The sequence below is a fragment of the candidate division WOR-3 bacterium genome (assembly GCA_016926475.1).
Classification (GTDB): Bacteria; SDB-A; SDB-A; order SDB-A; family SDB-A; genus JAFGIG01.
The window spans coordinates 1-26,573 of sequence record JAFGON010000046.1 but is presented as its reverse complement, the minus strand read 5'-3'; the positions used below and the strand labels follow the sequence as shown (position 1 = coordinate 26,573).

The window sequence follows — 26,573 nt, the reverse complement described above, 5'->3', positions numbered from 1 at the left end:
AATGGCATACATGCGCCGTCTTTTTTTAATTTTCCTTGTTCTGCGGGTTTTTACTTTATCTGCCGACGTCAGAATCAGGGAGATTCAATCGGATTCGACCGGACAGTATATCGGTTCTGTGGTGACGACTTCAGGAATAGTCACAGTCCAGAACGGAACATTCACAAACGACCCGATATACATTCAGGATTCATTGGGTCCTTACAGCGGAATTCTAATTTATTCCACTTATTACACTGTAAACACTGGAGATTCGATCAGGGTGACTGGAACAGTGACCGAGTACTGGGGTAAAACTGAAATAGGGTACGTGTCGTCTCTGACCGTTCTCGCTTCAGGGTGCGACCTGCCGGCTCCTACAATAGTCAATACGAGCGCTTTGGCGACTTCGAATCCAGACACCGCTGAAATGTACGAAGGTGTACTTGTCGGCGTGATGAATCCTGTCGTCACCGACACGACCCTCGGTTATGGAGAGTGGGAAATTGACGACGGATCAGGCCCTTGTAGGGTTAACGATGAAGCAAGTTACACTATGCCGTCTCTCAACGATACGCTCGCGGCAATCGTAGGAATTCTAAACTATTCTTACGACGATTTCAAACTTGAGCCCAGGGGAGATTTTGACATTTACAGGTCATTCTCCGGAATCGGAAAAGTGACTCTATATCCAAACCAGCTCCTGGAGGGCGTGCCGGAAAATCTATCAATCCGTTTTTCGACTGATTTCGGGCAGATAAACAGTGTCAGAATCATTATTCCAGAAACTTTTGACTTTACGGGATCGCACACCTTTTCCGGCGCAGGCTTTCTGAACGCGGTTTTAACCATTGCTGGAGACACACTCTCCATAGAAAACGCTTGCGTAAACCAGATTTTCAACGGCACTCTGAATCTCGCAGACGTAACGCCTCGGGTTTCAGGAGTCGAAACTCTTCAAGTTTTCACAGGTTCTCAATCAGACACTGCCCTATCCCCTATTTCTGATTTTCCAGAAATTTTAGTAAGCAGGTCTGACGGAACGATACCGATATCTCTTCTGCGGCAGAACAACTCCCAGGGAATTCCCCTTCTTCTCGGCGAGACAGTGAACATCACCGGAATTATGACCGTGGCGGGAGAATTGGGAGGACAATATTTTCTTGAGGACAACACCGCCGGAGTATGCGTTTACAACCCGGGGTCAGGATTGTCCATAGGAGACAGCGCCAGTTTTCAGGGGACTGTGACCCAATGGAACGGCCTGACTGAACTGTCACCTGCGTCGATTGTTTCTGGCCCTCACCCCTCGCAACAACCAAAACCTTTGACTGTCACCTGCTCAACGCTTTCTCTTGAGGGAACCGGTGGAGTTGAAAATTTCGAAGGCCGGCTAGTTAAAATAGATAATTTGCTGAGGACGTCTCCCGTGTTTCCCCAAACCGGACAGAATATGACGATTCAAGACCCAACCGGAACTTTCGAGTTACGAATAGAAGCATCCGACATTGCCGGCAAACCTGTCCCGGAAGACGGTTTTTCCATAACCGGAGTCGTATCCCAGTATTCCCCTTCATCCCCATACACATCAGGTTATCAACTGATGCCGAGGGGCCTTTTCGACATCAGAAAAGGCGGTAACGGAAGCGGTTTCGCCGAACCTTTCCTTTCCTCGGTTCCGGTATCTTCCACCGGAGATATTACCATAGTATTAAAAGCCGAGATGGACACTCTTAATTTCGCTTCTTTTGAATTATCAGACACGGCTTGGCATTGGAGCGGAACTGTCGGAGATGTCGAAGTTGGACAATCCGGTTTCGTCGACTCCATAGCTGGAGACGGAGTGACAAGAAAATTCGTTGTTTTCGTCAGCGGCCTCTCCCTTCCTCCGGACAGCATCTGCGGGATTGTCTTTAAAAACGTGACAGCCCCAGGCTCTTTCGGAAAATTCACGCTGAAGACAAAAACAGCCCTTGATGATCCTTTCTATCTCCAGGAAATATACGACTCTCCGGAAGTCTGGTCTGTCATGACTATATCCGACGCGCAGTCGCCTGATTCAGGAGGTTACAGCTCAGCGCACCAGGGCGAGTTTGTAGTCGTGGCGGGTGTTGTTACAGGACCTTCAAGCGTCTTCAACGGATCAACGACCAAAACTTCTTTTTGGATTGAGGACGCTTCGGGAGGTGTCAACGTGTTTTCTTCCGAAGACGAAGGAAATGTTTCATTTGTAATCGGAACTGAAGTCGTCGTCAGGGGAGTAGTGACGGAATACAACGGGGTTACAGAAATCGTCTATTCTTCTCCCGATTCTGTTCTGAAAATCGGTTTTCAAAGACCGCTTCCGGACACTTTGGACCTGGTATCGAATCAGGGACTTTACGAAACCGTCGAAGGAAGACTAGCCCGAGTTTCAAATGCTGTTGTGGTCACGCTCCCTCAGCAGAGCGGATCCGGAAAAGATTTCACTGTAAGAAACGGTCGCACTTTGATCAGTGTCAGAGTCAACGATGACGCCGGAATAGACCTTTCAGGTCTCCAGACAAGCCAAATAATCAATGTCTGCGGAATAATCGGTCAATACACATACGACAATCCACCCGCCTCAGGCTACCAGCTTTTGCCGAGAATTATCCCGGATATTCAAATTGCCGACTTTGGTCCCGTGTCGGAAGAACAGGAAATGACCGTTTACCCAAATCCAATATCTTTCTCTTTGGGAGAGATTCTGAATATTTTCCTGAATTCTCCGACGGGCGGAAGAATAGCGCTTCGCATATTTGACATGGAAGGCAGGCTTGTCAGAACATTGCTCGAAAATACTTCAAGCGGGCCTCAGTTGATTCTATGGGACGGCTTGACAGATTATGGGAATTCAGCGTCAATAGGGATATATTTTATTAACTACACCTTCAAAAAGCCGGACGGCTCAGAAACATCAATTAATCGGCCTTTTGTGGTCGGAACCCCTTTGGAGTGAAATATGAAAAAATGTTTTTACTCAATCCTTTTTGGACTCTTCATACCGTCTCTTATACTGCCGGTTTTTGAAGACGTCGAAACTTCTCCCAGAGCCGAAGGCATGGCTGAAGCTGTCACGGCTTGTCCTGCAGATCCCCTCGAAGCTGTCTATAATCCAGCCGGGATAGCTTTTTTTCGGGCTACACAAATGAAGGTTTTTTATAAAAAACCTTTTGGACTCATCAATTCAGCGGGCGCTTCTATCGTTTTCGAAAACCCTCTCGGAGCGACCGCCCTCAACGCCAGATGGCTTTCTCTGAAAGGTGAGTTCAGAAATGCCGACAGCTTTTTGGTGTCGTCCGACGCCCAACTTCACAGAGAATTGTATTTGTCTCTGACACACGCTGTCATAATGAATGAATACCTTTACGCTGGAGCTTCTGTAAACGCTTATTCCCTCAAACAGGAAAGGTTCGGCTCCGCCTACGCTCTTGGATTGGACGCTGGATTAATCGGCACTCTATACGGGATATGGAACATAGGGTTCTCAGTTAGAAACTTGAATTCTCCGACTCTCGGAAAAGAATCACTAGAATACCTCCCTCGCGTGGTTAGGGCTGGCGTCGCTTTTCACCCTGCAGAAAACATCAACACCACGTTGGATTTCAGGCAGGAAATGGGATATCCCCTCAGAGTTTCATTCGGCCAGGAATACGGGGTTTCAGAATACCTCTTGCTAAGAGCGGGGATTCAGACAGAACCCGTGAGATTTTCAGCGGGTTTGACGGTTAAATACGCTCATTTCGAGGTCGATTATTCAATCGTTCAGCATTCAATACTTCCTTTCACTCATATTATGTCCATGGGTTATACATTGTGATATATCTAATAATTTTATTTCTGATATCCGGAACCGAAGAAATCAAACGCAAAGATTTGAATTCGGTTTCACTGCAGGAACTATATTCTCTTCCGCTCGACAGCTCGATTGCGGAAAACATTATCGAATACAGAATCGAACACGGCTCTTTCAGGACGTTTACGGATCTGATATACGTCAAGGATATGGACCCCCAAAGCTATTCAGACATTTTAAAGGAATTTTCGATTACACCCCTCGCGCCTGCCGATTGGAGAAACCTCAGAATAGACCAGCTCAAGGACCGTCTCGCTTCTGAAGACGACCCCGGAAATTCGGCAATTGACTACTGGGAGAATTTGCTTCTTTTCCCTCTCGACCTGAACAAAGCGACTGTTCAGCAATTGAATTCTCTTTACGGAGTTTCTTTGATAGACGCGTCCGCCATTGTCAGCCACAGACAGAAATGGGGTGATTACAGGTACTTGAGCCATTTAAGAAACACTGAAAATCTGTCTTCCTACGGCTACAGAAACATCAGATACTATGTTTTCGAACCCGACGATTCAATAGAAGACAGATACTGGGGTATTGTCAGATACAAAAGCGAATTGGAAAACCTCCGGAATGAAGAAGGCGATTTAAATTACTACAAAAATGAACTTGAGCAAAGAATAGGCGCGTTGGAAGATATCGAATCTTCAATATACGAAGATTTGACTTTGAGCGGCTGGACCCCGGGTATGATTGATTCACTTAGAATGTCCTTGGAATCGGACTTTCAGAGCATCTCGTCGATAAAAGAAGATTTCAACGCCTCAATTTCAGCGAAAGGAGGGTATTCTGACAGGTTCAGAGCCGGCGCCGCATACAATACGGAAGAAGCAGGTAAAAATACCTTTCAAGGATACGTGTTGTTCGAACACTGGGGATTCGTTCAAAAATTTATAGCAGGCGATTATAGATTGACACTCTCAGAAGGCCTTTTCATGGACAATTCCTCGGAATTCAGAGCGAGGACAACTCAGAGGATCAGGGGTTTATACCCGGCTCTGACCCCAAACAGCCAATACGGATTCAGAGGAGCGGCGGCGGAACTTAACTTCATGGATATCGCCTATCCCCTGCTTTTTGTCAGTTATTCAAAGCGAGACGCGATTTTGTCATCCGATGACACCGCACTCGCTCTGTTTTCATTTCCCTGGGAGATCGAAAAGTATTCCGAAAATTTGACCGAAAAGCTTGCAGGGGCGGGAATCTCCTTCAGACTCGACAAGTATTTGCCCGGAACATGTGTTGAAGCGTATTTTTATGCTTTGGAATACGACAAATATTTTCTGCCGGACACTTCTCTCCTTGACATACCGGGAGACAGAGACAACTTGGAAGACGGAAACTTCCTTCTCTCTTCGACCGGACAACAAAGACAGGCTTATTCAGTATCCGCAAGAACAGTTTTTTCGGGAATTTTTCAGATGTCAGGCGAGTTAGCAGGTCAGAAAAACGGCAAGAAAGCTTATTTGATTTCATCGAGAGTTCAAAAAGAATTCATATACTTGGACTTCATCTTCAGGCACTACGACATAGGTTACGACAATCCTTTCTCAAGAGGATTTGCCGAGCAAAGGCGTTTTGAGGACACCGAATTTGAAAAACCCTACAGGCTTTTAAACCCGGTTTATTCATACCTACAATACGACCCCGTTCCGAAAGCTGAACAGGGATTTTATATCGAGACACGCTATCAGATAACGAGAAGCCTGACAATCACCAAAGCGTATGTCGACATTTGGAAAAATCTTGCTACAGGTTTGGACAATTTCAGATCACAGGCTACGGTTGAATACAGGTTTTCCTATCCAATGAGTTTTAGGCTGAGGCAGAAGTGGCAGAACAAAAAACTGCAAAAACCTTCATACTACAGTTCTTCCGTGACCAACGAGACAGAACTGACACTCAGATTTTTCCTCCAAAACAGCGATTACATCTCGTTTTCTTTGGCGAGAAGCCAGGTCATGCTTTCTCAGCGTGAAGGAAAAGGAAATTCTGAAATTATATCCGGTTATTATCTGTCGGGAAGATACGAGCATAAATTCTACGATGGATTTTCTGTTCTCGGAGGTATGGACATCTGGAACGGCGAAGAGATGAGCATGTGGGAATTCGAAGACATGGGGATAGATTTTCTCTATGGTCACGGCATCAAAACTTATTTTGCGGCGCGGCAGAGGCTGAACGACAATATTTTCCTGCGGTTCAAAGTCAGGCATGATCTTTCATACAGCCCCTATTACGGCTCGGAAGAGCTCCACTTTGCAGACGGGCAGCTATACAACGGAGCCGGTTTTGATGATGTTTCATCGAATTTTTATTTATACATTCTGATGGACTACAGGTTTTAGAAATAAACCAAGGAGAAAAAAATGAAATTAAGCCCTATCATCATATTCTTGGCTTTGTTTCCGGCGGTACTCTTTTCCGGGGGATACATAGATTACCTGAACACCGGGAAACCCATATATCAGTGCATGACCCAAACCGCAGCAAGAGGTCAAGCGGGAGTCACAACGGATGTTCTGATAAATCCGGCTTGCTCCGTGCCCGGAAAATATTATTTTGCCGTGAACGTCGGAATGAATTACACGACAGAATCTGAAGTCGTCACGATTTTCGACAGCTACAACAACAGGATGGGCATGCTGACGGTATCGCAGAACAGCAAATCGAATCTAACTCCTTATTCGGCCATTTTGTATTTCAACACCGGCACATTCGGCGCCGGGTTACTCACGTCTCAATTCATGGATTATGATTACGAGTACAAATACACCGAGAGGAATTCATTCTACCAGGTCGTCAGCGAGACATTTAAAAAATCTTCAGGCCAGGGAAACGCATTCGGGCTGACAGCCCGTTATTTTTCAGACAATTTTTCCGCCGGAGTTGAAGTCGATTATCTTCTGCTAAACAGGACCAAAACATACGAAATAATTTATTTTGAAGCCGGAAGAATTGACACGATAACTACGGACAAAACCGAGAATGCTGCTTTTGTTTTCAAAGGAGGAGTCCTGTCCTCTTTTGACCGCTATTCTTTCGGACTGGCGATATCGACGAGTGACGAGACCACTAACACTCCGATAAAATCAACACTGGGATTATGCGTAGAGGTACCAGGATTTATTCCCGCGAAAATCCATCTGGATTACACGCGTAGCTTCTACAGCCAGATCAACGATTCTCTTGATGATGTCAATGCGCTGTTTTTCGGTTTGGAAAACAAGTTCTACAACAAAACCGTGTTTTCACTCGGCGGAGGGTATGAAGAAAATTTCAGCCTCGATCAAGCGAATTCATTTTTCTTCTCTACCGGTTTTTCGTACGACTTTTATCCAACTACTTTTTCAATGTCTTTCCGATACGCTCAGAGAGACTATACAAAGCCTTTCGAATCTGAAAAAACGGTCAGAGAAAGCACTATCGGCCTTATCTGCGGCATCACATATTTGATTTGAGGAGAAAAAATGAGAATATTTGCGGTCCTTCTGATAGCATTTTCGGCGCTGGCCCTTTCGGCTCATGAAGCTGAAGATGTCGTAATGATGGCAAACAGAGATTATTACCCGGTTCTGCACGAAGCCATCCAAAAAGCCGAAAATGAAATTTTGATCGTCATGTATCAAGCCAGGACTTATCCCGACCATCCTGAAGGTGTCAATGAACTTTTGTACCAGGATCTTTTTGACGCCGTAAGCAGGGGGGTAAGAGTGGAAGTGATTCTCGACGCTTCTTCCTGGAACCTCGGAAGCACCTATCAGAATCTTCAGCTGGCGAATCTTCTGAGAGAAGGAGGCGTAAGCGTACTCTGGGATCCGCCTGACGTGACTAGCCACAACAAAATGGTGCTCATTGACGAAGACATTCTCGTCATAGGCTCAACAAACTGGTCTTATTACGCCCTCGCGAGAAACAACGAGATATCCGTGATGATTAAATCCGCCGAGTTATACAGGGAAGTTAGGGAATATTACGATAAAATTCGAGAACACAGCACGGTAGAGCTTATACTCGACGCTGAAGAAGAAGAAGAGGAAGAGTTAGATGAAAACCCTTAAACTGACTTCTTTACTCCTGTTCTTGGCTCTTGAATCCGTCTCTGCACGAAACATCAGAATATGTTTCACCTCAGACGTTCAAGGAAATTACACGCCATCAACAGCGACATGGATAAGCCCTACTTTTCCTCCTCCCCTGGGAAGCGCAGCTTCGCTTCGCACTTTTCTCGAAGTTGAAAAACCAGACTTGTTACTAGACGCAGGTAATTTTTGGGGGCTTTCTCCCGCAGGATCCACAAGAAGAATTGAAGCCGGCATCTATGTTGCACGCGATATGGAATACGACGCCATGTCTGTCGGAATAGACGACCTTTTCAAAGGCGTCCGGTTCTTAGAGGGCATTTCAAAAGAAATGGATTGTGAATTCATCTCGTCTTCTCTTGTCGATTCTGCAGGCAATTGGATTTTTGAACCGTTTAGAATTTTCCAAATCAACGGGGTCAAAATAGGAGTCACGGGTTACATTTCAAGCCACGCCGAATGGTTTTTGCCTCATGAGATTTTAAATGAAAACCGAGTTCTGAAAGAAAACGACGCCTTGTCGATAGCGCTTGATTCTTTGAACCAAGAGAATTGCGATATTGTTATAGCTCTGAGTCATTCGAGTTTCAGGCACGACACTCTGACGGCAAATTCAATTGCCGGCATCGACATAATAATAGGCGGTTTTGACGGTTTTGCAGGCACCTGGGAGAGTTCGCTGAACCACACACTAAATTTTAGAATTCACACTGGTTTATCTTCGGTCGGTTTGATTGACCTCGAATTAAACGAAGACGGCAGTATTACAGGGTGGAAATTCAGCGAAATAAACCTCTTCACCGAGTCTTACAACCCTGATGAAGAAATTTTAAATAAATTGAGGGATATTCTTGGAAATTCAAATAATAGGTAGAAAAGGCTCCGGCAAATCAACACTTATTCATTTTTTGACCGGATCAAAAAACCCCAAGGGAGTCATCGAACTTGCCGACGAAAGGGTTGACTGGCTTGTCCAAATGAGCTCGTCCAAAAAAAAGGTCTACGCCAAGGTCGGCATTGCGGACACTCCGGCTCCGAAATCCGGAGTCGAAGATGAGGATTTTTTTGAAAAACAAGTCGTTCCCTCCTCAAAAGGCAAAGACGCAATTTTATATTGCCTCAGGAATTTTTCGCAATCGGGATTTCTTGGCGAACCTGATCCTGTGTCGGAATTGGATCTTCTGGAAACCTTTATTATCCTTTCGGATTTACATACGGTTGAGGGTCGTCTTTTAAGGCTTAACGACAACAAATTCAAGAGGACTAACATAGAAGACCTCGAAAAAAAAATCCTGGCAGATAAAATTCTGCCTATCCTCGAGAATAATGCCCCTCTTAGAAATGAACTCGAACCGCAGTATTTCGAATGGGCTGAAAGGATTGGCTTGGTATCGCATTTGAAAGCTTTCGCGGTGTTGAACTCTGACGAGAGGCTTTACAAGACTGAAGACTCTACAAAGAAAATTACTGAAAAAGGCATACCGACGGTGTCAATATGCTCGAATTTTGAACTTGAAATATGCCAAATGAAACAAGATGAAGCCGATGATTTCCGTAGGGACTTCGGAATAAAACCTGGCGGTAAAATCGAACTTGCTAAAAAACTTCTTGAAGGAATCGACCTTGTCACTTTTTTAACTACAGGCCCCAAAGAGAGCAGAGCATGGTTGACAAAAAGCGGATCCAAAGCGCCTCAAGCTGCTGGAAAAATTCATTCTGACCTGGAAAGGGGTTTTATAAGGGCTCAAGTAGTACACTTTGAAGATCTCAAAAAAACCGGAAACATACAAAAAGCAAAAAGTCAAAATCTTGTGAGGTCGGAAGGCAAAGAATACATTATGCGCGACGGTGATGTCGTCGAATTCTTTTTCAGCGTTTAAAAAGCTACCTTTTTCTGGAATAGACTCCCATCAGCTCCCCTGAGGCTATTATATGAGGGGATATCGCTTTCATCAGATCATCCATCTCCATACCGGGTTCCAGTACAAGGTTTTCATCGAGAGCGTATATTTTAAAGAAGTAACGGTGCTTTCCGCTTGGCGGACACGGTCCACCGTAGCCTGTCGTTCTGAAATCCGTCAGCCCCTGATTTATGCCGTTTTGGAGTATGCTGTCAGAAGGCATTCTTTCTTGAAGGGAATTTATATCTGCTGGAATGTTGTACACGACCCAGTGCACCCAGCCTCCTGATGGAGCGTCCGGGTCGTCGCAGGTTAAAGCGAAAGATTTGGTTTGTGAAGGGAAGGAATCCCATGACAGTTCAGGCGATATATTTTCACCGTCGCAGGTGTATTTAGCGGGGATCTCCTCGCCGTAACCGAAAGCGTCGCTTGTCAGGATCATATTTTTACACTCCTGTTTGTTCAGGGAACAGGCAAAAGCCAGGCACAAAAAACAAATCAATCCGTGTTTTTCTGGCCTGAATCCGAATCTTCGGTCGGTTCTCGTTTTTTTTTCTCCTCGAAAATTCTTGAGCTTTCAAGAAGTTTCGGTTCATTTTTCATCTTACAGCTCCCGAGAAATTTTCCGCCTTCTTCTATATCGATCGCCCCTACAACAATATCTCCGAGTATGGTCGCGCTTTTTTTTATCGAAAGAGTTCCGTTTATATCGGCTGTTCCTTCGAGAATCCCCGCTATTATCAGATTTTCGCCTTTAATGGTTCCCTTCACGTATCCTGATTCTCCTATTATTATATCTTGATTTCCGTTGATTTTTCCCTCTATCTTGCCGTCGATTCTAAGCGAATTCTCAGACGACACTGTGCCTTCGAGGAATGAAGTCTGTCCAATCACTGTTTCAATTTTGCTATCGCCCCTTGAATTTTTTCCGAGCATTTCCCTCTCCCTAATTTTTAATAAAGTTTACGGGGTTTACAGGTTCGTCGTTTATTCTCACTTCATAATGCAGATGTGGATCGGTGCTCCTTCCAGTCGATCCCATGTACCCAATTAGTTGACCTTTTTGAACTTTTTCGCCAAGCCTGACGGCAAAACTGTCGAGGTGTGCGTAAACTGTTTCCAAGGAACAATTATGATGAATTCTGATGATGTTGCCGTAACCGGACATGGTTCCGGCGAAGTTCACAACTCCGTCGGCTGCCGCCCAAATATGTGTTCCCGTAGAGTTTGGTATGTCCACCCCGTGATGAAATTTTGTGGTGTGAAGGAAAGGGTCTTCTCTGAATCCAAATCCGGAAGTTATATGACCTTCGGTGGGATTTATCGAAGGAATATGGGCGAGTTCGTAATCGATGCTTTCTGCTTCAGAAAGGGTTTTTTCAGCCAAATCAAAAGACGTCGGCATTTGGTTTTTTAAAAAAAGTATTTCGTCATAAGTTCTCTTTAGAGAGTTATACCCCTGGTATTCCGAACTGCTTCCACCTAGAGGAGGAAGCAAATCGGCGAGGATCATATCGTTTTGGTAATTAGCGCTTTGACTGTCTTCGTAAATTTTACTTCTGAGATTTATTCTCAGCTGTTCAAGGACAATCAGTTCGTTCTTTATGCTTTCGACTTGATCAATTATTTCATATAGAGTGTCTCTTTCGCAGATTAAACTCCTATTTTTTCTGTCGAGCATTGATTTTTGATTGGCGTAGTATCTCATGGTGAAAAAAGATACTGTTGAAAATATTACTATCAAGACAAGAAGAATAATTGCCGAATTGATGTAAAAATACGGTATTTTTATGACATGAGGGGATTTGGCGTTGTGCGGAATAAAAAGTATGGTTAAAAATCTGTCTTCATTTCTTTTCATTTAAATCACCTAATTATTATAGGAGTGTTCAAATGCTAGGTCAAGATGCTTTGATCTTGTATTCCAGTGTTCAAAACTTTTTTAAAAATAGATCGAGATCGAGCCGAAAAATGATTTGCCTATCGAACCGTATTCCGAAAAACTGTTTTCAGCATCCATGCCGAAAAGAGGGTAGCCTCCCGTGTACCCAAAATCGAAGTATACGTTTTCTCTTAAATTTACATCGATAGTATGCGATGCGAAAACAGATGGTTCAGATGCATTAACAGAGATTCTCGAGGAATGGTGGACAAGCGGTGTTATTTGGTTGTCAATCCCGAAAGAAAAGTAATTTCTGCCGTTGAGATAGACAAGTTTCTTCATGTAAGCCTTTTTGCTTTCATTTTGCCAATAATCCTCGCTAGAGCTCTCCCCCAGCCCGTTGAAAAATATTTCCAAAAAAACGTAAGCTCCGCCCGACAAAAAATAATCGCAACCCAGAGAAACGTTTAAACTTTCAATGTTTCCGTAAAACGCTGTTTCGCTCCAGATCAGAGCTCCTCCAAGCGGGTGTGAAAGAGAAACGCCAAAAATCTGTTCCTGCCTGAATTCACAGTACAAAAGTTCGGTATCTATGCCCAAAATAGATGTCCTGGCTTTGGCAAAATACGCGGAATTTTTAGAGTCGAAATTTTCCCCTATGACAATGCCAGAAGTGAAATCGCCCTTGTCCGTGAGGGGAGATCTGACCAAAAGGGCGTCAATCCCCCTGGACTCGCTTCTGACGGCGTCAAAAAAAGACGTCTTTATAAAGATGTCTGTCGGGGATATAAACCTCGACATTCCCCAGGAAATAGCTTGTCTGCCTGCGAAAACGTCGAATTTCGGAGTTTTGAGAATTATGTTGAATCTGTCTATATCGGCGGAAATACAAAAAGGACCGCTGTTTTCCTTGTTTCTCGGGTAGAGAATTTTTTTGTGACAGCCGAACCGGAAAGACTTGTCTATCTCTGAAATTTCAGGAAAATGAAAGGGGTCTGAAGCTGAAGCGAAAAAAAAGACTGCCGAGTTTAAAGTCAGAACATCGGTTTTTGATAAACGAAATTTCAAATAACAGGAGTTCAGGTTAAAGCCGCGTGAAGGTCTTTCGCTCAGTTGGACGTTCATGGAATAATAATTTCTACAAAAACCTCCGAATTCATAATCAAGGCAATCACAACGTTGAGAAACTGAAAAGAGCAAAAACAAAACCGAAAGATACAAATTGATTTTCATTTTTTTTCGTCAGAAAATATCTTCCCGTCTTTCACGGTTATGATCCTTTTGGCTTTGTCTCTTATAAGGCTGTCGTGTGTTGAAAATATAAATGTTGTCCCGTGGATTTTATTCATTTTCAGCATTATTTCAATGAGGTTAACACTGTTCTCTGAATCGAGATTCGCGGTCGGTTCATCAGCGAGTATTATCTTCGGTTTAGCCGCTATTGCTCTGGCTATTGCGACTCTCTGCTGTTGTCCGCCTGAAATCATTGTAACTTTTTTTTCGGCAAAACCCTTTAAGCCTATCTCTTCGAGGACTTCTTCCACTCTTTGATCTCTTATTTTCTTGCAGACTTTTTTTAGAAGAAGTATGAATTCGACGTTCTCTCTCACAGTGAGAACAGGGATGAGATTGTAGGATTGAAAAATAAATCCAATGTTATCCCTTCTGAAATCTGACAAAACCGAGCCTTTCATTTTGCTTATCGGGGTTCCGTTTAAAGACACCGATCCCTCGGTCGGAGTGTCCAATCCGGCCATTAGATTCATCAAAGTGGTCTTTCCAGAGCCCGAAGGACCGACGATAGCTGTAAATTCTCCTTCTTCGAATTCACAGGTTATCCCCCTTACCGCGTGGACCGGAATCCCTCCGTCAGAGTATGTTTTTTTTAAATTTTCAATGTCGATTATTATTTTTGAAACATTCATTGAAATCCCCTTTAAAGAGTCTTTTTTACCGACTTTGCGAGAGATATTCTCGAAGCGTAAAGAGCCGGATGCAAAGATATCAAAACTGAAAATATCATCAATAACACCGGGTACTTTATAAACTGGTATAGACGTAAACTCGGATAAACGGTTTTCAAAAGCACGCTTTCGTATTCGATTCCACCGTAGTTTATACCAGTCTTCGAGAGGATGAAAGTTATCAATAGACCTAAAAACCCACCGACAACAACGCTCCAGAACGACAAGACAAGGGTTTCTGACAATATCATATAGACGATAAATTTTTTTCTCGCTCCAATCGCCCTGAGAACTCCGAATTCAAACAGCCGGTCGTATATTGACATGAAAATTGTGTTGACGATTCCAAGGCCTACAACTAAAAATATTATAACTGCTATTACAAGGGTTGATATGTCGGTCATCTCAGACATTTTGACGATATCCGGATAGATTTGTTTCCAGCTCAAAGACTTGTTTCCGTTTTTGGAAAACATCGAGAAGAATTCACCGTCAGGGTCATCGGAGTAGCTCTGATCTTTAAATACGACAGCAATCTCGTGTATTTCGCCGTTTAAACCGAGCATTTCAGAGGCGGCGTTGATTTCAACCAAAGCTATCGATTTGTTTATTTCTTCCATTTCTGTGTCGAAGACACCCGAGACCCTGAAAAGTTCTTGATAGATTTCTCCGGTATTTGTCCTTGCGAGGGTTATGACCACTTTGTCTCCTGTGTCAACTCCCAAAGTGTTTGCAAGGTCTACCCCCAGAAGGATGCCGTTGCGGTTTTCCTGCGTGAGATAGCTCCCTTTTATTATGCAGTCGTCAAAAATTGATAAATTACGTTCTCTGTTGGGATCGACTCCCGCTAAAAGCACGTATTTGAGGTCTGACACTGAAGTCACCGTCGCGTTTGAGAGTAACCGCGGTGAAAAATATTCTACTTGTTCGAAAATTTTCAAGTCGTTCATTACTTGAGATGAATTGAATATGGTGTCTTTGGATTGCATGGTCTGGATGAAATTTTCATTGTGTATTTGAGCCTGACCAGAGAAAACAGAGGTTAAAGAAGTTCTAATGTAGTTGTTGAAACCTTGAATCAATGCATCGGTCAATATTAAAACCGACAAACCAAGACCGACCGATACAGCGGTTATCAGACTCCGCTTTTTGTTTCTCAGGATGTTTCGGCGAGCGATTTTGGAAATTGTTAAAAACATATTCGCTAAAAATCTCTCATTGAGACTATTGGGTCGGTATTGGAGGCTTTCAAAGCCGGGAAAAAAGTCACGGCGGCAACAGATAAAACCAGCAGTAACAAAGGTTCGTAAAACGCCCTTATGGAAAATGTGGCTTTCAATTCGCTGAAAATCATCCCTCCGTAAGAAAATCCCTCTCCGAGCGTCAATCCTTTGTAAGACAAAAACCAAATTGCAAGGGTTGCGATGACGGAGCCGGCAAAGACGCTGAATGACGAGAGTATGAAAAGCTCGGAGTATATTAAACCAAAGATTTCAGAAGGTTTCATTCCGAGAGATTTCAGAAGCCCGTATTCTCTGGTCCTCTCCAAAACAGCCATCAGAACGGAATTGAATATCCCGACTGATATTATCAGCATGATTATTATTCTGAAAACCATGTCCCCCGCCCTGTCGGCTTGCATCGCTTTGTAAAATGACCTGGCGAATTCTTTCCAAGTTTTAATTTCGAGGTCTTCGGGCAGAATCGAGCCGATTTTCCTCTTCATATTCTCTATGTCGTCTATTGAATTGATCAGTATCGATATCTCGTGGCAGCTTCCTTGCATGTAAAAAAGATTCCAGGCGTCTTTGATATCCATGTAGCAATAAATCCTGTCTTCAGAAGGGTTACCTGTAGATACGATGCCTGATATTTCATACTGATCATTGGCGATTGATCCATCCGCCGACTGGGATAAAAACACTATTGTGTCGCCGATTTCGGCTGAAATAATTTTTGCCAAATCTTTTCCTATCAAAACTTTTTTGCTGTTTACATCAGGCAGGTAAGAGCCTTCTATAACTTTTTTGTTTAATTTGGAAGAGAGGTCTTCTCTTGCAGGGTCAACGGCGATTATCTGCACGGCCGCTGTGTTTTCACCGACCATGCCAAGGCCTCCGGCTAAAATTCTCGGAGTCCAGCTCCTAACTCCTTCTATATTTAGAATTGAATCTCCCAAAGCGTAAGCCGATTTTATTCTTTTATAGATGCTCGGAGAATCAAGATAACCCTTTACGTGGATCTGGAGGTGCCCGAGTTTGTTCTCGGTGAAATTTGTTATTATGGTATTATAGGATCCGTCAATCCACGCGATGCTTGTTGAGAAAAGAGCGAATCCAACGCTCATCATCATTCCGGTCAACAGGGATCTTCTCTTTTGACGAAAAACATTTCTCAGAGCGATTTTCAGTATGAGTTTCAATTTCTTTGCAGGTTTCTCAGAGAAAATATCCCTTCGTCAATGTCTGTGTCGAATTCGATATCGATAAAACGAACAACTGTGCTGTTTCCGGGTTTGTCCAGGGGTCTTATCTCCATTGTGGAAGGTATTTCTCTCGATCCGAAATTTACAATTTCTGTGAATACCATTTCTCTCATGAAGTTTCCGTCCTCATCGTAATACTTTTGCCACAAAGGCAGAAAATCGCCTTCTCGGACAGCAGTTATTATTTTCCCCCACACTACGGCGGAGGTCTCTTTAGGAATCATCTCCAGGTATATTTCTCCCTGAACGGGATTTTCAACTTTCACTATTTGGAAGGTGTAATCTTCGATGTAGGATGACTCTCTTACCAAATCGTCGTTTGTAAAATCAGACCCCATCCAGGAGGACAGCATCATAGACGGAGGTATTTTCATTACTCTGTTTGTGGCTGGAAGGTAGTTCCACATCTCGTTTCCTATTCTCAGCGTCGCAAAGTCCTTTTCTCTTTCAGGAGATACGATTTTGACAAATGTTTTTTCCATACCCAGAGTCCAGATTTCAAAGACAAGGGTTCTTTGCCACTCCGGGGTTGTTATTGTCATTTCAACCTTTCCCATGCTCGATTGGCTTCGGTAAAGGTCATCCAGTTTTGCCGCTATTTCTTCCGCCGTGACAGCGCTTAAATTGGCGAAGACAGCAATTGACAATGGTATAATAATGGATATTTTCACTGTTGACCGTATCATTTAAACTCTTACGTTTTAATAATACACTTTTTTTTGTATGTAAAGAAATTTGATTGTGCGGTTCAGAAAGTCTGTTTTTTGTTGATTTTCTATCCCTTTGAAGTATAATCAGCACAACATTTCCATAATATCGAGCATCAAAGGAAAAATAATGACGGAATACATGACAAGATTTGTCTTTCAGGCGGGTATAATACTAATAGCCGCAACCGGTTCAGGGCTGCTTTTCAAAAAATTGAGGCTGCCTTCGGTTTTGGGTGAAATCATTGCCGGAGTGATAATAGGTCCTTATGTTCTGGGTAAAATACCACTCCCCGGTTTTCCCGAAGGCCTATTCCCTTTCAACTCAGCAATGGGTTTCCCCGTGAGCGCTGAATTGTATTCATTCGCCACTGTGGCTTCCATGATGCTTTTGTTCTTTTCAGGACTTGAAACCGACATCAAATTGTTCCTGCACTATTCTCTTTCAGCGAGTTTTATAGGTCTTTCCGGCGCTTTTTTTTCTTTTTTACTCGGTGACCTGGCTTCGGTTTTGTTTCTCCATGAACCTTTTCTTTCACCCAAATCCATGCTTCTCGGATGTATAAGCATGGCTACTTCGGTGGGCGTAACGGTGAGAATACTCTCGGAGAGGAAAAAAATAGATACTCCGGAGGGGGTTTCTGTAATTTCAGCGGCGGTTATAGATGACGTCCTGGGAATATTGACCTTGTCGATCGTCGTCGCGGTTTCGACTTCACGAGCTCAATCCTCTTCTTCGTCAAGCGAAACCCTTTTCAGCATTCTTTCATTTTCAATCAAAATCATCGCTCTTTGGCTGATATTCACCGTTCTAAGCCTTCTCGCCGCGAGAAAAATCGGCAGAGCCCTTAAAGTTTTCAAAAACAAGATGACATTTTCGCTTCTGTCCCTTTCTCTTGCTTTTTTTATGGGAGGAATTTTTGAAAAATCAGGTCTTGCCCTTATTGTCGGAGCCTATGTAATGGGATTGTCCCTTTCGAGAACTGATATAAGCTATGTGGTCAAAGAATCGCTGAACCCCCTTGAGGCCTTCTTCTTGCCATTTTTCTTCACTATCATGGGGATGCTCGTAGACCCTTCGATATTTTTTGTCAAAGAAATCGTGATCTTCGGTCTGTTGTTTTCTCTCTTCGCTTTTGTGTCTAAAATATTCGGTTGTGCGCTTCCGGCTTACATTACCAATTTCAACCTAAGAGGTGCCCTGAGGATTGGCCTGGGTATGGTCCCGAGAGCTGAAGTCGCCCTGATAATAGCGAGTTTTGCCCTTATGAGCAACCTTTTCGACGAAAAGACGTTCGGCGTGAGCATGATGATGGCAATGCTCAGCATAATCGTCTCTCCTCCGTTCATTGACGCTTCATTCAAATCTAGTAAAAAAGGCATAAAAAGAGACCCCAAAGGGTTTGATGAAGTAGATACAACATTCGACATTTCAAATCCCGAACTGTTTTCATTGATACTGTCAAACATTCTTGTCAATTTCAGTAAAGAAGGCTTTTTTATAACCCACATACAATCTCAGGACAACATTCACTACATCAGAAAAGAAAAGGTCTTCCTGAAAATGTCGGCTGTTGAGGACAAAATCATTTTCAAATCCAAAAAAGAAGACGTCGGGCTCATAAATACAATCGCCTACGAATCATTTCTCGAACTTTTTGAAACTGCCCAGCACCTTAAAACTATTGCCAAACCTGAAGAGTTGAAAAAAGAGATAATAACGAACGGATTTTCGAAAAATGACGTCAACCTAATGAAATTTATTGATCCGAAATGCGTTGTTGTGCCTTTGAAATCAGTTAAAAAGGAAGAAGTGATAAAGGAGTTGCTTGAAGTTTTGTTTCAAAACGGTAAAATTACAGAAAAGAAATTTTTGTTCGAAAAGATATTGGAAAGAGAAGACATGATGAGCACAGGTCTTGAAAACGGACTTGCGGTTCCTCATATAAGGACTAACAGGGTAAAGAATGTTGAAATTGCAGTTGGAATTTCTCGCTGCGGCGTGAAATTCGATTCGATAGACAACAAAGATTCCAAGCTTTTTTTTCTCATTCTCTCACCTGAAGCAGAATCCCCTCATCTTCAGATTCTCGCCTCCATAGGAAAAATTTTCGGCGACAGCGAATTTCTGCTTAAAATATCAGAAATCAAAAACAGAGATGAATTCTTCGAAATCATGAAATCCATAAAACAACCGTCAAAAACAGTCCGAAGTTATTTTGGAAAAAATAACATTTAGATTTTCGCCTTTTTACAACTGTTCAATCGTCTATCACTTTTGTCATCTTGCCGTATAAAATAAACGGATTTTGCACGTCATCTACCGTTCTGAACAGGTAAAAATAACTGCCGCACGGCAGGTTGTTCCCGAAGGCGATTTTTCTTCCATCGCCTCTGTGCGCAAAAACAACCCTCCCGGATACGTCAAAAACTTGCAATTCGTATTCGAGGTCAGAATCTACTTCCAAAAAACATAATTCTCTGAATACAAGGGGTTGAATGCTCGCTTGAACGGTGTTGGAAGAGATTGAATTAATTTCTTCTTCAACCGTAGAAGAGGGTATAACGACGACAGAAAATGTGAAGTCGCTTGAAATTGGATTTTGACCTCTTTTAAATCTGAAAGTCTGATATATCGTCTGACAAGATCCGACCGCAGGAGCCCTCATCAGGGAATTTCTATTCGAATACTGACTGGGTAGGGCTTGAAAACCTTCAGTTACGGCATTAAAGGAATCGGTCCAAGACCCGGGATAATAGAAAGGACTCGCGCTGTCTGAACAGAGTAAAAGTTGAGAGTCTAAAGGCGATTCGCCCGTGTTTATTGTGAATACCTCTAAACTGAAAGTGTCCCCAGAGAACACTGTGTCTTGGCAACAAAAGAAGTCCACCGTCAAAAAGAAAGCGTTGGAATCTTCTGGAAAATGGATCTGCCTTGTATAGGATTGCCAGTGTATCCATCCCTGGCCGTTGCTGTCGGAGAGAAATATTCTGGCCCAGTCCCCCGAGTATGAGTCCGGAACAAAGCATTGACCTTCCGAAATCAAAGTCAAAACGGAAGAATCGGTTGTGGGTCCCGACCTGACATTCAGCAAAGATGCCGTCACCTGAAGAAGGTCGCCTCCGTTGGCTCCCTTTAAATATTTGAGAGGGTTTCCGCTCCCTCCGTAAGCCCACCCGTGAGCGGCGCCGCTGGCCGAAGGATGGTATATCTTGTACCAATTGCCGTTTCTATCGAAAAGCACGAATTTTTGGCCGGCGTGCAATTGCGAAATAACCGGATAAGAAGAAGAAGGTCCTGCCCTTAAGTTTAGCGAAGAGGCGATGACTTCGAACGAACAGTGCAGAACAGGAGCGCCTATCCAAAAAGTACTTTCGATTACGTTCCAGAGATCGTCTTCACCGTAATCGTATCCCAAAGCCCAACACCCCGCTCCGGCAAGAGCGCTGTCACGGGCGATTGCAAGCTTCAATCCAATGCTTACCGAATCGTCATACCAGCATTGCCGCCATGAGCCGTCGTTGTATCTGTACCATGGGGTTTGAGAATTATCGTCCCATATTCTGCCGTATGTATAAGCGTTTGATTTGGCGTTGTTGAATGTAACCGCGCTCCCATTGCCTGTCGTGGATGATCCAGCAGACTGAGAGGTCGTCGGCCATTCGATTCCATAATACGGCATTCCCAGAATCACTTTTTTTCTGTCTGTTCCCCATGAATTGATTATGTCGCCAATAGAGGTGTTGACCGCGTAATAACCCCAGAAAGAGCTGTTGACAGTCGGAGAAACAGGGCCGGCTGTGGAAGACCCGCTGTAATGGTAATCATAGGCCATTATAAATAAGCCATCGACAGTGTCAGCCAAATCCGTAAAATTATAACCCGGATACCAGGAAGGAACGCAAGGCATGGCGATGTAAAGTTCTTTTCTGCCGGCAGAGCTGGTTCGGAGGGCACTTGATAACTGACGTATAAATAGAGTGAAAGAATCCCTGACAGACGATGAAACAAATTCAAAATCAATGTTCGCGCCTTCTATACCCCTGTCTTCGACGAGGTTGACTATGTTTGATATAGCTGTCTGTCTTGCTGAGGAATTGTTCAGAAAAGACGAAACAGATGATGTGCCGAAAAGGGTGAAAGTCATGTGTATTTTGACGCCTCTGGGATGAGCCATTGATACTATCTCGTTGAAACGAGTCTGGTTGGGTATGGATCCCACTTCTCCGGAAGTATTCAACTCGACGGAAAAGTAAGCGATATGCGTCAAGAGGCGGAAATCGAATTCTTGATAAGAAGTATTTGAGACCCATGAAGGCAGGTAACCATAATAATCTCTGGTGAGTCCTTCCGAAGAAATTTCAGCTAAAGGTACCGGCTCTTGCCATACTTGGGAAAAGTCAAAGTCTTTACGGTTCTTTTCATATTCTTGAAAATGAACAGTCGTTCCGAGAAATATTAGGGAAAAACAATAGAACAAGAACATATACCACCCCTTGCTATTTATTTGACGATTTGTTAGTATGATAATTCTTGAGATGATTTTATGCAATATGAGTCACCACTAAAAAAATCGATTTCTGAAAGAGATCTTGATTACATTTCTTCGGAATCCGGAGTTTCCAAAAACGTCGCGGTCAACCTCATAGACCTTTTCGACGCTTCAATGACAGTTCCTTTTATTTCTCGTTACAGAAAAGAAAAGATTCAAATCGCTGATGAACTCAAGGTTCAAAAAGTCAAAGAACTTTGCGATTATATATTTGAATTGAACGCAAGGAAAAAGACAATTCTATCAACCATAAAAGATCAGAATAAACTAACAGACAGCCTACAGAAAAAGATAGAATCGGTCTATTTGAAAAGCGAACTCGAAGACCTTTATCTTCCGTTCAAGCCTAAAAGAAAAACGAAAGCCTCCGTCGCGAGAGACAAAGGCCTGTCCGGTCTTGCCCTGTTGTTGATCGATTCACAAATTATCGGAGAACCCATTTCCCTCGCGATAAAGTTTTTGGATGAAAACGAAAATAATTGTCCACCTCAGGAAGCGCTTGAAGGTGCAGGATATATTCTCGCCGAGGAGTTTTCAGAAAATTCCGAAGTGAGAAAAAAAGCCCGTGATTTTCTCAGGGAAAACGGAGTCATCATTGTCAGCTCCGCAGAGGAATGGGCGGACAAACGGTCTAAATTCGAAAAGTACTACAACTTCACGGAAAAGATCAACAACATACCTTCCCACAGATACCTTGCCATTGCCAGAGGAGAAAGAGAAAAAGTGCTCAAAACATCAATAACCTCTGTAAAGGATTCATACTCTTTTGAACTATCTACTCTGCTTTATGACGACAATCACCCGAGAAAATTATATTTGGACACGATTCTCGACGATGCGTTGAAGAGACTGATAATACCGTCTATCGAACTCGACATTAGACTCGAGTTGAAAAAGAAATCAGAGCTTGAAGCCGTGGAAATATTTTCCAAAAACCTCGAGAGCCTTCTACTGTCGCCTCCTGCAGGTCCAATGAAACTGATGGCTGTCGATCCTGGTTACAAGACAGGCTGTAAAACAGTTGTTTTGGATGAGATCGGCAACATCGTCGAAGATTTTGTTTTCTTTTCGGTAGGATCCAAAAAAATGCTGGGAGATTCAGCAAAAAAAATATTTGATAGCGCCAAAAAGCACTCCGTCAAGGCGATAGTGATCGGAAACGGAACGGCTTCGAGAGAGACAGAAGAATTGGTAAAAAAAACAATTGAAGGCGAAGATATTGTGATCACAATCATTAGCGAGGCTGGAGCTTCAGTATATTCTGCTTCAAAAACAGGAAGGGAAGAATTTCCTGACAAAGACGTCACGGTAAGAGGCGCTGTCTCGATTGGAAGAAGGTTTCAAGACCCACTTTCCGAGCTCGTGAAAATTGATCCGAAAGCCATCGGTGTAGGTCAATACCAACACGACGTAAACCAAGTTCTTTTGAAGAGTAAACTCGACTCGGTGGTAATCTCGGTCGTCAACAGAGTGGGTGTAGACCTTAACATAGCCTCATACCATCTGTTGAAGTACGTATCAGGTATAGGAGAAACTTTGGCAAAAAACATTGTCGAGCACAGAACGAAGAACGGGATTTTTAAAAACAGGAAAGATTTGATGAATGTCAGGATGTACGGCGAAAAAGCTTTTCAGCAGAGCGCCGGTTTCCTGAGAATAAAAGGACATGAAGAACCACTGGATTCAACTGGAATTCACCCCGAATCATATTTTATCGTGAAAAATATATCTGAAGATCTCGGAAAATCAGTGCCCGAAATGATTTCAAGAAACGATCTTCTTTCAAGCATTTCGCCTGAAAAATACACTACAGAAGCGTTTGGTCTTCCGACAGTTATCGATATAATCTCAGAGTTGAAAAATCCGGGAAGAGACCCGAGAAAAGATTTTCAAATCTTTCTTTTCAATGAAGACGTCTCGGATATCTCCGACGTCAAACCTTCGATGACACTCGACGGAGTTGTGACAAATGTTACCAATTTCGGTGTTTTTGTCGACATTGGGGTTCATATAGACGGGCTGGTTCACATTTCCGAAATGTCGAATCATTATATTTCAAAACCCGAGGAGTTCATCTCAGTCGGTAAAAAAGTGAAAGTCAAAGTTATATCCGTAGATCAGGTACTCAAGAGAATAAACCTCAGCATGAAAGCTCTCGAAAAAAAAGGCGAAAGAAAACGGAAAAAAAAGAAAAAAAGCCTTGCTGAATCAGTCGAACAACTCAAGAAAAAATGGGGTTCGAGATGAAATCCCTTCTGATGACAGTATAAATTCCCTTCTTAAGTTTTCAATACAAAAACTTACTCATTGACTTCAATTTTGTTTTTTCTGACCTGGTAGGCGACCTCAAGAATATCCCCGTAGAAATCTGCTTCGTTTTTGAGGAAGGCATTCGTCATGTTGAGTGATGAATACTCAAGAGCTGTCCTCCCCATCTCGTAGATTTGGTTTGCAGATGTGTCAACAGCCAAAGAAGTGTCATACATCAAGGTCAAAGCCGCGTTTTCTCCAGCGTCGAGAATGGCGAGCATAGCAAGTCCCGAATCTTCGACGAAGAACTCCTGAAGTTTCGGATACAAAATTGACAGAGAATTAACCGGATCGACCAGATCAGAAAATCCCAGAGTCGCCACTAAATTCACTATCTTTGGCGATGGTTCTTCTCCGGAATACACTTTCTGCCATTTTTCAGCAGCTAACTGATACTGAAACTGCAACATCATTGCGTATCCTTCAAGCGTATTGATAAGAGCTTTGCCCGAAGTATCCTGGTTGGCTGATTTAGACAACCCCTCCATGGATTGCATTATGCCGGTCAATATCTCTTGTGTGTTTTCCTGAAAGTACAAGGCGTCAAACAGGTTCATGGTCTGTAGAACTTGGTCGCTCTTAGTAAGATTTTCACTCTTCCTGCCTAATAAGGTAGATAAAAGGATGATGACAGAAACTGATGCGACAATGGCCAGTATTGTGTGGTAGGGGTATTTTTTTATAAGCAAAACGCCTTTTTTCACGTATTTTACGAATATATCATCGTGTCCAATTTCCTGATGAGGAAGATTCTTGGTCATTTTTTTCTCTCCTTATCAATTTTGATATCGCCCCCGACAAGATTCGAACTTGTGACCCCCGGTTTAGGAAACCGATGCTCTATCCACTGAGCTACGAGGGCGAAAAAGTATTTTTCGCTCTTTAAACGATCAGAGCGTATTTTGCGACAATTTTAGGATAAAATCAAGAGAAAATAGAAAAGTTGTCTTTTTTGATTCTCGTGTCTATTTATCTTTTAAAATTTTAACTATCGCCCAAACGCTGAAGAGCATAAAAATGAAGGCGACAGCTCTCTGAAAAAACATTATGCCTTCAAAGCCTGAATAGTCCCACAAAAACAAAACCACGCAAGCCCCGGAGAGCAAAAACGCGTATATCAGCGAGGCTTTCCTCCCATAACCCCATTTCGCCTTTTCAGAGATGAAAATTCCAATCCATCCCGAAGCCCAACCAATCATCGCCCCGACAGCGATATCGAACGGCCAATGCACTCCGACAACAGCGCGTGATAGGGCTATAAGTGAAGCAGACGACAAGACTGCTGTTTTGACAGATCTATTCATTAAAGCGGAAATGACGGAAGCCAGGACAAATATCATAGCTGAATGACCGGAAGGAAAAGAATACTGACCCCAATCAGGACCAATCAGTATCATCGTCTCCCTGTCGAGGACGCGAGTTGGCCTCTGAATATGAAATGACCTCTTTAGGATCTGGTTTAAAAGAGTTGACACGGCAGTGGCAATTATGACAGCGAAAATTATCTTGGGTTTTTTCTTTAAAAAAGGAGTCAAAACCACGAACGAGACGAGACCGTCTGAGAAAAAAGTCAGGACGATCCAGATATTCTCCCCCGTAACCGAGGATATATTGTTGAGGAATCTGAAAAAGAACAAGTTGAATTGAGGTAATGCAGTTACTACAGCGAAAAGCGACAAAACCGTGAGAACATAAAAATGCCAGCTCCCGTGCCGTATATCAAATTTCAACTTCTGATTTTTTTTCACTTTCTATTGTTTGTGAATGAGTATTGATTTTGCCGCTTTGAATCATGGCGCAGATCTTTTGAAACATGATCATTATCATCCCTGTAAAAGCGACAAAAAGCCAGAAAAACGAGCCGAGAAGATACAGTATAGGATCGGTCGCGTACTTAGGGGCTTCGGACATCACCCACTTGTTGAAACATACTGTCAGATATGTCAGGTGCGAAAGTAAATACGCCGAAAAATAGAACAAACTTAAAACGCCGCCTAATATCAACAAGACATACCCTAAGATCATTACAAATTTCATATGAAGATTTTCCTTATGTTGTTTTGATTGTTTTAATCTTTCTTATAGCAGCCATAAAAGCATGTAACCTTTTTTGTTGATTAATGATAATTGTTCAGTACGAATTGAACAATATTTGTTTGTGTTATAACTGAATATATCGCAAGGGCGATTTCATTTAATAATTTAAACATAAGATTTGCTGTTTGCCATTACTTTTAAGGGTTTTATTATTTCCCCGAAATCAAAATTATCGAAAAAAAACCTTCGGGTAAAAATATATAATAAGAAATAACTGGTTCCGCTCAATAATTTAGTGCAACACCACCATCCCTTTAGACCTTTTTTTTATTATTTAGACTCGTAAAGTTATGTGCAGCAACAACTCGTAAAGATATATGCCACTTGACAGAGGTATATACTCCGATTGATAACTTAACTGTTGATATATTTCCAGAAAATAAAGAATATTTGTATTTGTTATTAATGTATATCTATGGTGAATACAAACTCTTGCCATTTGTTTTTAATTCATCATGCACGGATGTATGCTATACAAGTGATTATAGATAGTTCAAATGTTTTCCCAATTTTAAAAGAGAAAGTTTCATATTCTAAAATATTAGAAAAAAAGATTTCATTTATTTTACAATTTATTTTATCTATTCAAAACTCCAACTTTGGTAAATCATTGACAATATCAACGGTTTTAATGCTGACGTTGATGATGCTTAGGAGGAGGTCGAGGATATATCTTGGATTGCCGACTTCTTTTGCCCAATCATTGGGATCATTCTTGATACCACTGTCTTTATCAATT

General features: G+C 42.7%; 21 protein-coding genes and 1 tRNA gene. 9 read left to right on the top strand and 13 right to left on the bottom strand.

Annotated elements, in window-relative coordinates; translation table 11 throughout:
• The first annotated feature begins 1 nt into the window (after position 1).
• Genes JXA84_04670 through ychF form a run of 7 tightly spaced genes read left to right on the top strand, consistent with a single transcriptional unit; the run spans position 2 to position 9,815 of the window.
• Complete coding sequence (locus tag JXA84_04670) at positions 2–2,959, top strand: hypothetical protein (GenBank protein MBN1150498.1); 2,958 nt, start codon at positions 2–4, stop codon at positions 2,957–2,959.
• A 3-nt stretch (positions 2,960–2,962) separates the two neighbouring features.
• Positions 2,963–3,820 carry a hypothetical protein gene (locus JXA84_04665; protein ID MBN1150497.1) on the top strand — a complete coding sequence of 286 codons (858 nt, stop codon included), beginning with the start codon at positions 2,963–2,965 and terminating at the stop codon, positions 3,818–3,820.
• A complete protein-coding gene (locus JXA84_04660; GenBank protein ID MBN1150496.1) occupies positions 3,817–6,201 on the top strand; it encodes a helix-hairpin-helix domain-containing protein in 2,385 nt (794 codons plus the stop codon). Before JXA84_04665 ends, JXA84_04660 begins: the two co-directional genes overlap by 4 nt.
• Positions 6,202–6,222: 21 nt before the next feature.
• Positions 6,223–7,314 (top strand): hypothetical protein, encoded by a 1,092-nt coding sequence (locus JXA84_04655; GenBank protein ID MBN1150495.1) that lies wholly within the window; start codon positions 6,223–6,225, stop codon positions 7,312–7,314.
• A gap of 9 nt (positions 7,315–7,323) precedes the next feature.
• Entirely contained in the window at positions 7,324–7,914 is a 591-nt protein-coding gene (locus tag JXA84_04650; protein MBN1150494.1) for a hypothetical protein, read from the top strand.
• Positions 7,901–8,809, top strand: coding sequence for a hypothetical protein (locus tag JXA84_04645; GenBank protein MBN1150493.1), 909 nt, complete (start codon positions 7,901–7,903; stop codon positions 8,807–8,809). The genes JXA84_04650 and JXA84_04645 overlap by 14 nt, the downstream gene beginning before the upstream one ends.
• Positions 8,787–9,815, top strand: coding sequence for a redox-regulated ATPase YchF (gene ychF, locus JXA84_04640; protein ID MBN1150492.1), 1,029 nt, complete (start codon positions 8,787–8,789; stop codon positions 9,813–9,815). The genes JXA84_04645 and ychF overlap by 23 nt, the downstream gene beginning before the upstream one ends.
• Positions 9,816–9,819: 4 nt before the next feature.
• Here the strand turns inward: ychF and JXA84_04635 are convergent, their stop codons facing one another.
• From JXA84_04635 to JXA84_04600, 8 genes are all read right to left on the bottom strand, one after another.
• Entirely contained in the window at positions 9,820–10,278 is a 459-nt protein-coding gene (locus JXA84_04635; protein MBN1150491.1) for a YbhB/YbcL family Raf kinase inhibitor-like protein, read from the bottom strand.
• A gap of 56 nt (positions 10,279–10,334) precedes the next feature.
• The gene (locus tag JXA84_04630) at positions 10,335–10,772 is read right to left on the bottom strand and encodes a polymer-forming cytoskeletal protein (GenBank protein MBN1150490.1); all 438 of its coding nucleotides are present in this window, start codon (positions 10,770–10,772) and stop codon (positions 10,335–10,337) included.
• A gap of 10 nt (positions 10,773–10,782) precedes the next feature.
• A complete protein-coding gene (locus tag JXA84_04625; protein MBN1150489.1) occupies positions 10,783–11,697 on the bottom strand; it encodes a M23 family metallopeptidase in 915 nt (304 codons plus the stop codon).
• 81 nt (positions 11,698–11,778) lie between these two features.
• The gene (locus JXA84_04620; protein MBN1150488.1) at positions 11,779–12,951 is read right to left on the bottom strand and encodes a hypothetical protein; all 1,173 of its coding nucleotides are present in this window, start codon (positions 12,949–12,951) and stop codon (positions 11,779–11,781) included.
• A complete protein-coding gene (locus JXA84_04615; GenBank protein ID MBN1150487.1) occupies positions 12,948–13,643 on the bottom strand; it encodes an ABC transporter ATP-binding protein in 696 nt (231 codons plus the stop codon). Before JXA84_04615 ends, JXA84_04620 begins: the two co-directional genes overlap by 4 nt.
• 11 nt (positions 13,644–13,654) lie before the next feature.
• On the bottom strand, positions 13,655–14,881 hold the full coding sequence (locus tag JXA84_04610) for an ABC transporter permease (protein MBN1150486.1): 1,227 nt from the start codon (positions 14,879–14,881) through the stop codon (positions 13,655–13,657).
• Between the two features lie 5 nt (positions 14,882–14,886).
• The gene (locus JXA84_04605; GenBank protein MBN1150485.1) at positions 14,887–16,104 is read right to left on the bottom strand and encodes an ABC transporter permease; all 1,218 of its coding nucleotides are present in this window, start codon (positions 16,102–16,104) and stop codon (positions 14,887–14,889) included.
• Positions 16,101–16,853 carry an outer membrane lipoprotein-sorting protein gene (locus JXA84_04600; GenBank protein ID MBN1150484.1) on the bottom strand — a complete coding sequence of 251 codons (753 nt, stop codon included), beginning with the start codon at positions 16,851–16,853 and terminating at the stop codon, positions 16,101–16,103. Before JXA84_04600 ends, JXA84_04605 begins: the two co-directional genes overlap by 4 nt.
• 97 nt (positions 16,854–16,950) lie before the next feature.
• Between JXA84_04600 and JXA84_04595 the strand changes: the two genes are divergently transcribed.
• Entirely contained in the window at positions 16,951–19,113 is a 2,163-nt protein-coding gene (locus JXA84_04595; protein ID MBN1150483.1) for a cation:proton antiporter, read from the top strand.
• A 22-nt stretch (positions 19,114–19,135) separates the two neighbouring features.
• Here JXA84_04595 and JXA84_04590 read toward each other — a convergent pair whose 3' ends face one another.
• Entirely contained in the window at positions 19,136–21,361 is a 2,226-nt protein-coding gene (locus JXA84_04590; protein ID MBN1150482.1) for an SH3 domain-containing protein, read from the bottom strand.
• 60 nt (positions 21,362–21,421) lie between these two features.
• Between JXA84_04590 and JXA84_04585 the strand changes: the two genes are divergently transcribed.
• Positions 21,422–23,674 carry an RNA-binding transcriptional accessory protein gene (locus JXA84_04585; protein MBN1150481.1) on the top strand — a complete coding sequence of 751 codons (2,253 nt, stop codon included), beginning with the start codon at positions 21,422–21,424 and terminating at the stop codon, positions 23,672–23,674.
• Between the two features lie 53 nt (positions 23,675–23,727).
• Here JXA84_04585 and JXA84_04580 read toward each other — a convergent pair whose 3' ends face one another.
• The 4 genes from JXA84_04580 to JXA84_04565 all read right to left on the bottom strand — a co-directional run bounded on the left by JXA84_04580 (position 23,728) and on the right by JXA84_04565 (position 25,774).
• Positions 23,728–24,498 carry a hypothetical protein gene (locus tag JXA84_04580; GenBank protein MBN1150480.1) on the bottom strand — a complete coding sequence of 257 codons (771 nt, stop codon included), beginning with the start codon at positions 24,496–24,498 and terminating at the stop codon, positions 23,728–23,730.
• A gap of 28 nt (positions 24,499–24,526) precedes the next feature.
• A tRNA-Arg gene (locus tag JXA84_04575) sits at positions 24,527–24,599 on the bottom strand.
• Between the two features lie 103 nt (positions 24,600–24,702).
• Entirely contained in the window at positions 24,703–25,485 is a 783-nt protein-coding gene (locus tag JXA84_04570) for a phosphatase PAP2 family protein (GenBank protein MBN1150479.1), read from the bottom strand.
• On the bottom strand, positions 25,457–25,774 hold the full coding sequence (locus JXA84_04565; protein ID MBN1150478.1) for a hypothetical protein: 318 nt from the start codon (positions 25,772–25,774) through the stop codon (positions 25,457–25,459). The genes JXA84_04570 and JXA84_04565 overlap by 29 nt, the downstream gene beginning before the upstream one ends.
• Positions 25,775–26,573: the final 799 nt, after the last annotated feature.

Excerpts from the sequence above, each read along its gene's own strand:
- JXA84_04670 (MBN1150498.1), top strand. The coding sequence starts at position 2 with ATGGCATACATGCGCCGTCTTTTTTTAATTTTCCTTGTTCTGCGGGTT.
- JXA84_04665 (MBN1150497.1), top strand. The coding sequence starts at position 2,963 with ATGAAAAAATGTTTTTACTCAATCCTTTTTGGACTCTTCATACCGTCT.
- JXA84_04655 (MBN1150495.1), top strand. The coding sequence starts at position 6,223 with ATGAAATTAAGCCCTATCATCATATTCTTGGCTTTGTTTCCGGCGGTA.
- JXA84_04650 (MBN1150494.1), top strand. The coding sequence starts at position 7,324 with ATGAGAATATTTGCGGTCCTTCTGATAGCATTTTCGGCGCTGGCCCTT.
- JXA84_04645 (MBN1150493.1), top strand. The coding sequence starts at position 7,901 with ATGAAAACCCTTAAACTGACTTCTTTACTCCTGTTCTTGGCTCTTGAA.
- JXA84_04635 (MBN1150491.1), bottom strand. The coding sequence starts at position 10,278 with ATGATCCTGACAAGCGACGCTTTCGGTTACGGCGAGGAGATCCCCGCT.
- JXA84_04630 (MBN1150490.1), bottom strand. The coding sequence starts at position 10,772 with ATGCTCGGAAAAAATTCAAGGGGCGATAGCAAAATTGAAACAGTGATT.
- JXA84_04625 (MBN1150489.1), bottom strand. The coding sequence starts at position 11,697 with ATGAAAAGAAATGAAGACAGATTTTTAACCATACTTTTTATTCCGCAC.
- JXA84_04620 (MBN1150488.1), bottom strand. The coding sequence starts at position 12,951 with ATGAAAATCAATTTGTATCTTTCGGTTTTGTTTTTGCTCTTTTCAGTT.
- JXA84_04615 (MBN1150487.1), bottom strand. The coding sequence starts at position 13,643 with ATGAATGTTTCAAAAATAATAATCGACATTGAAAATTTAAAAAAAACA.
- JXA84_04610 (MBN1150486.1), bottom strand. The coding sequence starts at position 14,881 with ATGTTTTTAACAATTTCCAAAATCGCTCGCCGAAACATCCTGAGAAAC.
- JXA84_04600 (MBN1150484.1), bottom strand. The coding sequence starts at position 16,853 with ATGATACGGTCAACAGTGAAAATATCCATTATTATACCATTGTCAATT.
- JXA84_04590 (MBN1150482.1), bottom strand. The coding sequence starts at position 21,361 with ATGTTCTTGTTCTATTGTTTTTCCCTAATATTTCTCGGAACGACTGTT.
- JXA84_04585 (MBN1150481.1), top strand. The coding sequence starts at position 21,422 with ATGCAATATGAGTCACCACTAAAAAAATCGATTTCTGAAAGAGATCTT.
- JXA84_04580 (MBN1150480.1), bottom strand. The coding sequence starts at position 24,498 with ATGACCAAGAATCTTCCTCATCAGGAAATTGGACACGATGATATATTC.
- JXA84_04565 (MBN1150478.1), bottom strand. The coding sequence starts at position 25,774 with ATGAAATTTGTAATGATCTTAGGGTATGTCTTGTTGATATTAGGCGGC.